Here is a 12534-nt window from a genome sequence, read left to right as displayed (position 1 = left end):
TCCAGGGGACGCCGGAGTTTCCGGTGGCCTTCGGGGTCGCGCCGGACCCCCTGGCCGGCCCCAAGGGAACGCCGGGCGATCCGGCCGCCCTCGGGGGTGCGCCGGAAACACCGGCCGGTCTCAAGGGAACGTCGGGACGGTCCGGCGGGCCTCGGGGCGAAGTCGGAACCCCGGTGGCCCCCGTGGCGTACTGGACCCCCCGGTCGCCCCGTCGGAGTGCCGGGACCCCCGGCCGACCTGTAGTGAGGGCGAGTTGAGTAGGCGAGGCGCCGAGCGGTGAACGTGCTGGACATCCTGTTGCTGGTCGCGGCCGTGTGGTTCGCGGTCGTCGGCTACCGCCAGGGCTTCGTCGTCGGCGTCCTGTCGGTCGTCGGGTTCCTGGGCGGCGGCCTGGTCGCCGTGTACCTGCTGCCGGTCATCTGGGACGCGCTGACGGACGGTTCGGCGGTCAGTACGACGGCCGCGGTCGTCGCCGTCGTCGTCGTGATCGTCTGCGCGTCGGTCGGGCAGGCGCTGACCACGCACTTGGGCAGCAAGCTGCGCCGGTACATCACGTGGTCCCCCGCGCGCGTGCTCGACGCGACGGGCGGCGCGCTGGTGAACGTCGCGGCGATGCTGCTGGTGGCGTGGCTGCTGGGCTCGATGCTGGCGCAGACGACGCTGCCGACGCTCGGCAAGGAGGTGCGCGGCTCGAAGGTCCTGCTGGGCGTGTCGGAGACGCTGCCGGTGCAGGCGGACACGTGGTTCAAGGACTTCACGTCCGTCCTCGCGCAGAACGGCTTCCCGCAGGTCTTCTCGCCGTTCTCCAACGAGCCGATCCGCGCGGTCGACCCGCCGGACCCGGCGCTCGCGGGCAGCGAGGTCGCGCTGAACGCCAAGCGGTCCATCGTCAAGGTGATGGGCACGGCGGAGAGCTGCGGCAAGGTCCTGGAGGGCACCGGGTTCGTCTTCGGCGAACGCCGTGTGATGACCAACGCGCACGTCGTGGGCGGCGTCGACGAGCCGACCGTCCAGATAGGCGGTGAGGGCCGCAAGTACGACGCGAAGGTCGTCCTGTACGACTGGCGGCGCGACATCGCCGTCCTGGACGTCCCCGACCTGGACGCGCCGGCGCTGCGCTTCGCGACGAAGGACGCGTCCAGCGACGACGGCGCGATCGTCGCCGGGTTCCCCGAGAACGGCGCGTACGACGTCCGCGCGGCACGCGTGCGCGGGCGCATCACGGCGTCCGGCGCGGACATCTACAAGCGCGGCACGGTCCGCCGGGACGTCTACTCCCTGTACGCGACGGTCCGTCAGGGCAACTCAGGCGGCCCCCTGCTGACCCCCGACGGCAAGGTCTACGGCGTCGTCTTCGCGAAGTCCCTCGACGACGCGCAGACCGGCTACGCCCTCACCGCCGACGAGATCCAGCAGGACATCGCGGAGGGGCGCACGGCGTCGCAGCAGGTCGACAGCGACAACTGCGCGCTGTAGCGGAAGTGGCCGGCGACCGGTGTGAAAAGAAGTGCGGCGTCAGCCTCGCGGGTGACGCAGGCGCACCGAGACCCAGCGGGCCCTGCGGCGCAGGATGCGCGGAATGCCCACCCGGAGGTCGCTGCCCGGCAACTCCGGGTCGCTGCCTCGCTGATGGGGGCTCAGGCCGTCGGCCGAGCGGCGGTTGCGTGCTGCGTCACTGTAGTCGTGCGTCCAGCCCATACCCCGACGTCTGCCCCCGCCCCAAGGTCGATAACCTCCCGGCGGCCCGCCAATCGGCCTATGCGCCGGGCACATGGCCGTTCGTAGGACAGCAGTTCCCGTCCGGATACCGGGCGCATCGGCTCAGTCACGCACCGGGGCCGCCCGTGTTTCGGCCACTCACCGGTCCGGCTCGGGATCCTTCAGCCAGTTGACCAGTTCGGTCGAGAACGCCACCGGGTCCTCCTCGTGCGGGAAGTGGCCGAGCCCGTCGAACAGCCGCCAGCGGTACGGTGCTTCGACGTACTCCGCGCTGCCCGCCGCGCTCCGCGCCCGCGACACCGGGTCCAGCGAACCGTGCAGATGCAGCGTCGGGACGCGCACCGGCCGTTTCATCCGACGGTAGAACTGCACCCCGTCGGGCCGCGCGAGCGAACGCACCAGCCACCGGTACGGCTCGATCGAGCAGTGCGCCGTGGACGGGACGCACATCGCGCGCCGGTACACCTCCAGCGCCTCCTCGTCCGGCGGCACGGGCCCCGACCACTGCCGGATCAGCTCGCCGACCAGCGCCCCGTCGTCCGCGACGAGCCGCCGCTCGGGCAGCCAGGGCCGCTGGAACCCCCAGATGTGTGAACTCGCCGTCGTCTGCTTGACGTCGGCGAGCATCGCGGAGCGCCAGCGCCGGGGGTGCGGCATCGAGGCGACCGCGAGCCGGCGCACCAGCTTGGGGCGCATCACGGCCGCCGTCCACGCCAGATACCCGCCGAGGTCGTGCCCGACGAGCGCCGCGTCCGGCTCGCCGAGGGAGCGGATGACGCCGGTGATGTCGAGCGCGAGGTTCGCCGGGTCGTAGCCGCGCGGGGTGCGGTCGCTGCCGCCGACGCCGCGCAGGTCGAGGGCGACCGCGCGGAACCCCGCGCCGGCGAGCGCCGTCAGCTGGTGGCGCCAGGTCCACCAGAACTGGGGGAAGCCGTGCACCAGCAGGACCAGCGGTCCCTCGCCGGCCTCCGCGATGTGGAAGCGGGCGCCGTTGGCGGCGACGTCCCGGTGGATCCAGGGACCGTCCGGCCGTACGACTGAGGAGGGCGCTGTCGAGGGGTCCGTCATGACGTCGAGCGTGCCACAGCCTCGACGGCCTTCGGGGACTTGCCCTGCGCGAGTTCGGGACGCGGGTGCGGCTTCGCGTTCTGCAGGACGCCGGCGGTCTCCTTCATGGAGGCGGCGACCTTCTGCGGGCCCTTGCTCTTCGCGGCCTTCTTCGCCATGGCCACGCCGACCAGCCCGAGCACGGCCGCGACCAGCACGTTCGCGGCGAACGACAGCAGGAAGCAGAGGGCGAGGTTCCAGTGGCTCCAGGTCCGGATGCCGTACGCCAGCGCGAAGTTGAGCATCGGCAGGGAGAACAGCAGGACGACGCCGGCGACGGTGAACGCGCCGCCGCTGATCGCACCCCGCTTCACGTCCCGCTTGAGCTGTGCCTTCGCCAGCGCGATCTCGTCGTGCACCAGCGCGGACATCTCGGCCGTCGCCGAGGCGAACAGCTGACCGACGCTGCGTTCGGCGCCGACCGGGCTGTCGTCGGGTGCGCTCATCGCGTTCTCCCTCGTCTTCACGTGCTCTCGATTTGTACCGTCCCGTCAGATCATGCCGGACGCCCGTCCCCGGCGCCCGTCCCGCCCGCCACATCGGCCGCCATGTCCCGGGCGATCCGGCGGTGCTCGGCCGCCTTGCGGTCGTGGATCGCGGCCATCCGCAGGTGGTACGCCGGGTCGTCCCTCTCGTACACGTCCGGGATGCCGTCGGCGTCCTCGTCGCGCTCCTCCTCCTCGGCGAGCCCGCGGTACCTGGCGTTGCGCAGCTTCAGCAGGACGGTCGCCAGGCACGCCGAGATCAGCGAGCCGAGCAGGACGGCGGCCTTCACCTCGTCGGTCAGGGCCGCGTCGCCGTCGAAGGCCAGCTCGCCGATCAGCAGGGAGACGGTGAAGCCGATCCCCGCGAGCGAGGCCAGCGCGAAGACGTCGGCCCAGGCGAGGTCGTCACTCAGCGAGGCCCGCGTGAAACGTGCCGTCAGCCAGGTCCCGCCGAAGATGCCGACGATCTTGCCGACGACCAGACCGAGCACCACCCCCAGTGTCTCCGGCTGCCGGAACACGTCGCCGAGCGCGCCGCCCGACACGCTCACACCCGCGCTGAACAGGGCGAACAGGGGGACGGCGAACCCCGCCGACACCGGTCGCACCAGGTGCTCGATCCGCTCCCCGGGCGACCTCTTCTCGCCGTCGCGCGTCGTGCACCGCAGCATCAGGCCCATCGCGACACCGGCGATCGTCGCGTGGACGCCGCTGTTGTACATCAGCGCCCAGACGACGACGGCGAGCGGGACGTACACGTACCAGCCGCGGACGTCCCTGCGCAGCAGCCACCAGAACAGGGCGAGCCCCGCGACCGCGCCGCCCAGCGCCGCGAAGTTCAGCGAGCCGGTGAAGAACACGGCGATGATCAGGATCGCGAACAGGTCGTCGACGACGGCCAGCGTCAGCAGGAACGCCCTCAGCGCGCTCGGCAGCGACGTCCCGATCACGGCCAGTACCGCCAGCGCGAACGCGATGTCCGTCGCCGTCGGCACCGCCCACCCCGCGAGCGAGCCGCCCCCGCCCGCGTTGACAGCGGTATAGACCAATGCCGGTGCGGCCATCCCGCACAGCGCGGCGACGACGGGCAGCGCGGCGGCCTTCGGGTCCTTCAGGTCGCCCGCGACCAGTTCACGTTTCAGCTCGATGCCGGCGACGAAGAAGAAGATCGCCAGCAGTCCGTCGGCGGCCCAGTGGGCGACGGACAGGTCAAGACCCAGGGCCGCCGGCCCCAGGTGGAAGTGGCTGACGCTCTCGTAACTCCCCCCGAACGCCGGCACGTTCGCCCAGATCAGCGCCGCCACGGCCGCCACGAGCAACAGCACCCCGCCGACCGTCTCCGTCCGCAGCGCGTCCACGACGAACGTCCGCTCCGGGAGCGACAGCCTGCCGAGGAACTTGCGATTGCTGCGGGGCGCGGTCACGGGGGAACCTCCGGTCTCTGGACATGCGGACTCACATGCCGACCAGACTTCCCGGCGCACCTGGGCGATCCTGACGGACCTCGCCACGATCTTGACGCGACTTTTACCAGCGTACCGAAGGCGGGGGCGGCGCGACCAGCCACGGCCGGCCCGCGCTCGGCGGCGCGAAGAAGCCCCCGCTCCTCAGGGACCACGCGCGACGCCCCCGGCGCCGAAAAGCCGGGCGTCGGGGGCGTTGATCGCGGGCGGAGGGGTCAGTCCTCGCTCGGTGCGGCCGGGAGCTTCGCCTGGATCAGGTCCATGACCGTGGAGTCGGTCAGGGTCGTGACGTCGCCCAGGGCCCGGTTCTCGGCGACGTCGCGCAGGAGGCGTCGCATGATCTTGCCGGAGCGGGTCTTCGGGAGTTCCGCGACCGGCAGGACGCGCTGGGGCTTGGCGATGGGGCCCAGGGTCGTGCCGACGTGATTGCGGAGCTCCGCCACCAGGTCGTCGCTCTCGGACGCCGTGCCGCGCAGGATGACGAAGGCGACGATCGCCTGCCCCGTCGTCTCGTCGGCCGCGCCCACCACCGCCGCCTCGGCGACCGAGGGGTGCGAGACGAGGGCCGACTCGACCTCCGTCGTCGAGATGTTGTGCCCGGAGACGAGCATGACGTCGTCCACGCGCCCGAGCAGCCAGATGTCGCCGTCGTCGTCCTTCTTGGCACCGTCGCCGGCGAAGTACTTGCCCTCGAAGCGGGACCAGTACGTGTCGATGAACCGCTGGTCGTCGCCCCAGATGGTGCGCAGCATGGAGGGCCACGGCTCGGTGAGGACGAGGTAGCCGCCGCCCCCGTTGGGCACCTCGTTCGCCTCGTCGTCGACGACCGTCGCGGAGATCCCCGGCAGCGGCGTCTGCGCGGAGCCGGGCTTCGCCTCGGTGACCCCGGGCAGCGGCGAGATCATGATCGCGCCGGTCTCGGTCTGCCACCACGTGTCGACGACGGGCGTCGCGTCCGCCCCGATGTTCTTGCGGTACCAGATCCACGCCTCGGGGTTGATCGGCTCCCCGACGGACCCGAGCACGCGCAGCGAGGACAGGTCGAACTTCGCGGGGATGTCGTCGCCCCACTTCATGAACGTCCGGATCGCCGTCGGCGCCGTGTAGAGGATCGTCACCCCGTACTTCTGGACGATCTCCCAGAAGCGCCCCTGGTGCGGGGTGTCGGGGGTGCCCTCGTACATCACCTGGGTCGCGCCGTTGGCCAGCGGCCCGTAGACGATGTACGAGTGCCCGGTGACCCAGCCGACGTCGGCCGTGCACCAGTAGACGTCCGACTCCGGCTTGAGGTCGAAGACCGCGTGGTGCGTGTAGGAGACCTGCGTGAGGTAGCCGCCGGAGGTGTGCAGGATGCCCTTGGGCTTACCCGTAGTACCCGAGGTGTAGAGGATGAACAGCGGGTGCTCGGCGTCGAACGCCTCGGGCGTGTGCTCGGCAGACTGCCGCTCCACGGCCTCGTGCCACCACACGTCACGGCTGTCGTCCCAGGCGACGTCCTGCCCGGTCCGCCGCACCACCAGCACGTTGCGCACACTGCCGACGCGCGCGACCGCGTCGTCCACGGCCGGCTTCAGCGGCAGCGGCTTGCCGCGCCGGTGGCCGCCGTCCGCCGTGATGACGAGCTTCGCGTCGGCGTCCTCGATGCGGGTCGCCAGCGCGTCCGCCGAGAACCCGCCGAAGACCAGCGAGTGCGGGGCGCCGATGCGCGCGCAGGCCAGCATCGAGATCGCGGCCTCGGGGATCATCGGCAGGTAGATCGCGACCCGGTCGCCGGCCCGGACACCCAGCTCCAGCAGCGCGTTCGCCGCCTTGGAGACCTCGTCCTTCAGCTCGGCGTAGGTGATCGAACGGCTGTCGCCGGGCTCGCCCTCGAAGTGGATCGCGACCCGGTCGCCCAGGCCGTTCTCCACGTGCCGGTCCACGCAGTTGTACGCGACGTTCAGCTTGCCGTCCGCGAACCACTTCGCGAACGGCGGGTTCGACCAGTCCAGCGTCTCGGTCGGCTCCTCGGCCCAGCTCAGCCGACGGGCCTGCGCCGCCCAGAAGCCGAGCCTGTCAGCCTTGGCCTGTTCGTACGCCTCGGCCGTGACATTGGCGTTCGCCGCCAGGTCCGCCGGCGGAGCGAAGCGCCGCTCCTCCTTGAGGAGGTTGGCCAGGCTTTCGTTGCTCACGACATCTCCCTTTCCCAGGGTGTCCGTTGTGTCCCAGGCCACAGCTCATCAGACCCGGGGGGCGATGACAAGGGTCGGCCGATCAGTGGTTTAGACCTGTTCGGGGTCCGGTACCAGCCCGGTCATTCGTACCCACGGATCTCGGGGTGGGGGAGTTCAGGGGGTGTAACGCCTTTCACACTTGGGGGTGTTGGGGTTCGATTTGGGTACGCGCTCAGGACGGCCGCTCGACCGTGCCCACGTGGTCGAAGAGCTTGCCCTCGCGGGACTCCGTCAGCAGGTACGCCTGCGCCTCGCCGACGTGGAAGTACATGCCGTGCAGCTCCAGCGCGCCCGCGGTGAGGGCCCGGGACACCGACTCGTGCGCGCGCAGGTGGTCCAGCTGCTGGACCACGTTGGTGAGGCAGAGCTGTTCCACGGCGTCGGCGGGCGCGCGCCCGGCCAGCCTCGCCCAGGGGCGGCTGTCGTCGGCCATGCGCTCCAGGCTGGGCCGCCCGTGCCGCAGCCACCGCTTCAACGGGGTCTGCGTGCCGCCCGGTTCGGAGTTCAGCAGCGCCTGCATCGCCCCGCACCCCGAGTGCCCGCACACGGTGATCGACCGCACGTTCAGCACGTCCACGGCGTACTCGATCGCCGCCGCCACCGAGTCGTCGCCGCTCTCCGCGCCGGGGAGCGGGACGAGGTTGCCGACGTTCCGCACGACGAACAGGTCGCCGGGGCCGCTGGACGTGATCATCGACGTCACCAGCCGGGAGTCCGCGCAGGTCAGGAACAACTGCGCCGGGCGCTGGCCCTCCTTGGCGAGCCGTGCGAGTTCGCCGCGTACGTGGGGGGCGGTGTTGCGCTGGAACGCGCTGATGCCTCGGGCTAGTTGGTGTCCGCTGGGTTGGGGGGCGGGGGTGAGGGGGGTGGGGGGTGTGGTCGGGGGTGTGCCGGCGGAGGGGGAGGCGGAGGCAGTGGTGGAGGCGGAGGTGGTGGGGGTGTTGGGGTCGTCGGGGAGGTGGGTCGGGTCGGTCGGGGAGTGGGCGGGGGTGCTGGGGGAGCGGGTCGGGTCGGTGGAGGGGCGGGCCTGGCCGGGCGCGGGGTGTGCCGGGTCGGCTGAGGGGTGTGCCGGGCTGGGCGTCGTCCCTGTCGTCCCCGTCGTGCCCGTCGTGCCCGTCGTGCCGGACGCCTCGGTCCGGCCCGCGTCGGCAGGTGCGCCCGCGCGGCCCGTGCCGAAGAACGGGCTCGGACGACCGCCGCCGTACGGCGCGCCCGTACGGCGGGTCCCGGCAGGCGCGCCGGTGTGGCCGGTCCCGGCGGACGGGTCGGCGTGACCGGTGATGTCCCCCAGCCCCGACGCTCCGGCCGCCGTCCCCGCGCCGCCCTCCCGCTCGGCGCCCGGCATCAGGCTCCCGCACTGGTGGTTGCGCCACGGCGTCCAGGGCCGGCACCGGCATTCGGTGGGCGCGGCGGGCGCGCGCCGGCCGGAGAGGTCGGCGGTGCCGCCCTGCGCGGTGTGCGTCTTGTGCCAGTCCTGCAGCGCCTCGTACGCCGCGTGGTCCATGAAGGAGCCGTCCAGCTCGACGACGGCGTGCGCGCCGCGCGGGACGACGTGCAGGGCGCGGCTGAGCCGGGGCACCGCGAGGAACGTCAACTGGCCCCGGACGTGGACGTGGTGGACGCCGCCGCGCTCCGTGTGGGTGATGCGCGTGCGCGCCAGCCGCCGCAGGGCGACGGCCACGGCGACGGCGACCCCGAGCAGCACGCCCTCCAGGACCCCGAGGAGCACGACGCCGGCGGTGGTGACCGCGTAGACCAGCACCTCGCGGTGGCGCGTGACCGTACGGATGTGGTGCAGCGACACCATCTGGATGCCGACGGCCATGACCAGGGCGGCGAGCGAGGCGAGCGGGATCAGCTCCAGGACGGGGACCAGCAGCAGCGCGGCGATCACCACGAGAACGCCGTGCAGCATCGTCGAGTTCCGGCTCACCGCGCCCGCGTGCACGTTCGCCGAGCTGCGCACCGCGACCCCGGCGACGGGCAGCCCGCCGAGCACCCCGGACACGATGTTCGCGGCGCCCTGGCCGAGGAGTTCGCGGTCGAGGTCGGAGCGCCCGACACGCGGCGCGGGCGCGGCGGGCAGCGGCCCGGGGCCACCGCCGGCGACCGGCGCGGACGCCTGCCGGGAGGCGATCATCTTGTCCACGGCGACCGCGCCCAGCAGCGACTGCACGCTGCACACCAGCGTGATCGTCAGAACGGCGGCTACGACGCCGAGCACCGGCCCCTCCGGCATCCCGGCCAGCGCGTGGCTGGACCAGGACGGCAGCTCGACCTTGGGCTGCGTGAGTCCGGCGAGCGAGGCGGCGGCGGTGGCGCCGGTGACGGCGACGAGCGCGGCGGGCACCTTCCGCAGCGCCCTCCCGATCCGCCCCGGCAGCCGCGGCCACAGCAGCAGGAGCGCGAGCGTGAGGGCGCTCACCGCGACGGCGCCGGGGTGCAGCCCCGCGAGCTGGGCGGGCAGGGCGCGCAGGTTGTCCGTGACGGAACTCTGCGGGCTGCCGCCGAGGACGATGTGCAACTGCGCGACGGCGATGGTGACGCCGATCCCGGCGAGCATGCCGTGGACGACGGCGGGGCTGACGGCGAGCGCCGTGCGCGCCACACGCAGACAGCCGAGGGCGAGCTGGGTGAGCCCGGCGAGGACGGTGATCGCGCACGTCGCCCGCCAGCCGTAGCGCTGGATGAGGTCGGCGGTGACCACGGTGAGGCCCGCGGCGGGGCCGCTGACCTGCAAGGGGGACCCGCCGAGCCGGCCGGCGACGAGTCCGCCGACGGCGGCGGCGACGAGGCCCGCCTGGAGCGGCGCGCCGGTCGCGAGCGCGATGCCGAGGGAGAGGGGCAGCGCGATCAGGAAGACCGCGATCGAGGCCGACACGTCGGCGCCCGCGAGGCGGGGGCGGAGGCGGCGGCGCGGCGGCGGGCTGTGCGGCCGGTGGGGGCGCGGGGTGTGGTCGTACGGGTCGACGGCTCGGGTGGGGGCGCAGGCGAACATGTTTCCCGTCTCCTCCGGGGCAGCGCGGTCGCGGAATCGCGGCCGTGGGTCACGGCAATACAGCGGCGGGATGAGGCAACGCTCGGTAAACGAATCGTAATGCAGAGTAAAGAGCAAGAATAGAACTTAAGAGCAAATGGCCCAATAAATCACTCCCCCGAATGAAGTGATTCTTTGATCGGCTTGTCGTACTAATCCGCACTCGGCCTCGTGGGACCTTGTCGGCGCCGCCAGCGTCGTCCGAGAAGTGAGGAACCAGATGGCCGCCACCCAGAGGATCGCCACGTGCGCCGTGCTCGCCGCGGCCGTCGCCACATCGCTCGCCGGCTGCGCGGGCGGGGGCTCGCCCGCGCTCAAGGAGGGGGCGCAGGGGCCGCAGAAGGCCAAGCCGGCCGCCCCGGCGCCGAAGAGCGCCGTCCGCCTCATCGGCGACGGCTCCACCGCCTTCACCGGCGCCCAGCCCCACCTGCCCCGCCCCGAACGCCTCGCGCCGGGCGCCAAGCCCCCGCAGTTCGTGGTCTTCTCCTGGGACGGCGCGGGCGAGGACAGCCAGAAGCTGTTCTCGCACTTCCGGGGGGTCGCGAAGGCCAACCACGCGACGATGACGTACTTCCTGAGCGGCGTGTACCTGCTGCCCGAGGAGAAACGTGACCTCTACCGGCCGCCGCAGCACTCGCCGGGCCGCTCCGACATCGGCTTCAACGACCGGCAGGGCATCGCCGACACCGTCAAGCAACTGCGCCTGGCCTGGCTGGAGGGCAACGAGGTCGGCACGCACTTCAACGGCCACTTCTGCGGCAAGGGCGGCGGCGTCGGCGAGTGGTCCGTGGCCGACTGGAAGGACGAGATCGCCCAGGCCAAACGATTCGTCAAGACCTGGAAGACCACCACCGGGATGACGAAGGCGGCGCCGCTGCCCTTCGACTACGACAAGGAGCTGATCGGCGCCCGCACCCCCTGCCTCGAAGGGCAGAAGAACTTCCGCAAGGCCGCCCGCGAACTCGGCTTCCGCTACGACACCAGCGGCGTCAACAACCAGCTCTGGCCCGGCAAGAAGGAAGGGCTGTGGGACCTGTCCATGCAGCTCGTGCCATTCCCCGGCCACTCCTACGAGCAGCTGACCATGGACTACAACTTCATGGTCAACCAGTCCGGCACGACCACCCAGGGCGACCCCGGCAAGCACGAGTTCTGGGGCGACCAGATGCGCGACGGCCTCCTCAAGGGCTTCCGTCGCGCCTATGACGGCAACCGCGCGCCCCTGATCATCGGCAACCACTTCGAGTCCTGGAACGGCGGCACCTACATGCGCGCCGTCGAGGAGACCATCGAGCGCGTCTGCAACAAGCCCGACGTGCGCTGCGTCTCCTTCCGGCAGCTCTCCGACTGGCTCGACGCCCAGGACCCGAAGGTCCTGGCCAAGCTGCGCACCCTCGGCGTCGGCGAGGCCCCGAAGCAGGGCTGGGCGGCCTTCCTGACCGCCCGCCCCGCCCCTGCCCCGAAGGGCGTCCCCGGGGCCCCGGCGGCGGTCAGGCCGTAACCGCGACGCCCTCGCCGAGCACGAAACCGGGGTCGACCTGCGCCGCCAGGTCGGCCCCGGTGCGCGCGTTCCCCCACGACTCGGCGTTCTTCAGGTGGAAGTGGACCATCTGGCGCGTGTACCGCTCCCAGTCGCGCCGCTCGTACGACGCGTCGGCGGCCGTCCGCAGCCGCTCCAGCGCCGTGCGGTTGGCCTCCTCCAGGAGGTCGAACCGGGGCGGGCGGCCCTTCTCCATGGCCCGCACCCAGTCCGAGTGCCCGACGGTCACCAGCAGGTCGTCCCCGACCTCGGCGCGCAGGAACTCCACGTCGTCCGGGCCCTGGACCTTGTTGCCGACGACCTTCAGGCCGACGCCGTAGTCCCGGGCGTACTCCTTGTACTGGCGGTAGACGGACACCCCCTTGCGGGTCGGCTCGGCGACGAGGAACGTGAGGTCGAAGCGGGTGAACATGCCGGACGCGAAAGAGTCCGAGCCGGCCGTCATGTCCACCACGACGTATTCCCGCGGGCCGTCCACCAGATGGTTGAGGCAGAGCTCCACTGCTCCCGTCTTGGAGTGGTAGCAGGCGACCCCGAGGTCGGCGTCCGTGAACGGGCCCGTGACCATCAAACGCACGGCGCCGCCGTCGAGTTCCACGTTCCTCGCGCAGGCTTCGTAGACCGGGTTGTCCTCGCTCACCCGCAGCAGCCGGGAGCCCTCGCCGGGCGGGGTGGTCTTGATCATCGTCTCGGCCGAGACGATCCGCGGGTTGTCGCCGCGCAGGTAGTCCTTGATCAGCGGCAGCCGCTCGCCCATCGCGGGCAGCGCGGCGGCCTGGTCCTCGTCGAGGCCGAGCGCGGGCCCCAGGTGCTGGTTGATGTCCGCGTCGACCGCGATCACGGGCGCGCCGGCGGCGGCGAGATGGCGGATGAACAGGGAGGAGAGCGTCGTCTTGCCGCTGCCGCCCTTCCCGACGAAAGCAATTTTCATGTTCACAAAGGGTAGTGGCGCGCTGGCTGTCCGTGGCAG

9 protein-coding genes are annotated in these 12534 nt (G+C 72.0%); 2 read left to right on the top strand and 7 right to left on the bottom strand.

Going from position 1 to position 12534, the window contains the following annotated elements; translation table 11 throughout:
• The first annotated feature begins 276 nt into the window (after positions 1 to 276).
• Positions 277 to 1476, top strand: a complete 1200-nt coding sequence (locus tag IAG44_RS18105) for a MarP family serine protease (protein ID WP_187748138.1) — start codon at positions 277 to 279, stop codon at positions 1474 to 1476.
• A 39-nt stretch (positions 1477 to 1515) separates the two neighbouring features.
• Here the strand turns inward: IAG44_RS18105 and IAG44_RS43565 are convergent, their stop codons facing one another.
• The 6 genes from IAG44_RS43565 to IAG44_RS18080 form a co-directional block, all read right to left on the bottom strand.
• Positions 1516 to 1698, bottom strand: a complete 183-nt coding sequence (locus IAG44_RS43565; protein WP_246561819.1) for a hypothetical protein — start codon at positions 1696 to 1698, stop codon at positions 1516 to 1518.
• Positions 1699 to 1857: 159 nt separating this feature from the next.
• Positions 1858 to 2787, bottom strand: coding sequence for an alpha/beta fold hydrolase (locus IAG44_RS18100; RefSeq protein ID WP_187748137.1), 930 nt, complete (start codon positions 2785 to 2787; stop codon positions 1858 to 1860).
• Positions 2784 to 3272 carry a phage holin family protein gene (locus IAG44_RS18095; RefSeq protein ID WP_187748136.1) on the bottom strand — a complete coding sequence of 163 codons (489 nt, stop codon included), beginning with the start codon at positions 3270 to 3272 and terminating at the stop codon, positions 2784 to 2786. The genes IAG44_RS18100 and IAG44_RS18095 overlap by 4 nt, the downstream gene beginning before the upstream one ends.
• Positions 3273 to 3322: 50 nt before the next feature.
• Complete coding sequence (nhaA, locus tag IAG44_RS18090; protein WP_187748135.1) at positions 3323 to 4735, bottom strand: Na+/H+ antiporter NhaA; 1413 nt, start codon at positions 4733 to 4735, stop codon at positions 3323 to 3325.
• Positions 4736 to 4989: 254 nt separating this feature from the next.
• Entirely contained in the window at positions 4990 to 6945 is a 1956-nt protein-coding gene (acs, locus tag IAG44_RS18085) for an acetate--CoA ligase (RefSeq protein ID WP_187748134.1), read from the bottom strand.
• A 214-nt stretch (positions 6946 to 7159) separates the two neighbouring features.
• Entirely contained in the window at positions 7160 to 9985 is a 2826-nt protein-coding gene (locus IAG44_RS18080; protein WP_187748133.1) for a bifunctional SulP family inorganic anion transporter/carbonic anhydrase, read from the bottom strand.
• Between the two features lie 259 nt (positions 9986 to 10244).
• Here IAG44_RS18080 and IAG44_RS18075 point away from each other — a divergent pair, with 259 nt between their 5' ends.
• Complete coding sequence (locus tag IAG44_RS18075) at positions 10245 to 11525, top strand: polysaccharide deacetylase family protein (protein ID WP_187748132.1); 1281 nt, start codon at positions 10245 to 10247, stop codon at positions 11523 to 11525.
• Here IAG44_RS18075 and IAG44_RS18070 read toward each other — a convergent pair.
• On the bottom strand, positions 11515 to 12495 hold the full coding sequence (locus IAG44_RS18070; protein ID WP_187748131.1) for an ATP-binding protein: 981 nt from the start codon (positions 12493 to 12495) through the stop codon (positions 11515 to 11517). The genes IAG44_RS18075 and IAG44_RS18070 overlap by 11 nt on opposite strands.
• Positions 12496 to 12534 lie beyond the last annotated feature (39 nt).

Source organism: Streptomyces roseirectus (assembly GCF_014489635.1).
In the GTDB taxonomy this organism is placed as follows: domain Bacteria; phylum Actinomycetota; class Actinomycetes; order Streptomycetales; family Streptomycetaceae; genus Streptomyces; species Streptomyces roseirectus.
The sequence above is the reverse complement of the archived record's forward strand: the minus strand, read 5'-3'. Positions and strand labels throughout refer to the sequence as shown.

Excerpts from the sequence above, each read along its gene's own strand:
- IAG44_RS18070 (WP_187748131.1), bottom strand. The coding sequence starts at position 12,495 with ATGAAAATTGCTTTCGTCGGGAAGGGCGGCAGCGGCAAGACGACGCTC.
- IAG44_RS18080 (WP_187748133.1), bottom strand. The coding sequence starts at position 9,985 with ATGTTCGCCTGCGCCCCCACCCGAGCCGTCGACCCGTACGACCACACC.
- IAG44_RS18095 (WP_187748136.1), bottom strand. The coding sequence starts at position 3,272 with ATGAGCGCACCCGACGACAGCCCGGTCGGCGCCGAACGCAGCGTCGGT.
- IAG44_RS18100 (WP_187748137.1), bottom strand. The coding sequence starts at position 2,787 with ATGACGGACCCCTCGACAGCGCCCTCCTCAGTCGTACGGCCGGACGGT.
- IAG44_RS43565 (WP_246561819.1), bottom strand. The coding sequence starts at position 1,698 with ATGGGCTGGACGCACGACTACAGTGACGCAGCACGCAACCGCCGCTCG.
- IAG44_RS18075 (WP_187748132.1), top strand. The coding sequence starts at position 10,245 with ATGGCCGCCACCCAGAGGATCGCCACGTGCGCCGTGCTCGCCGCGGCC.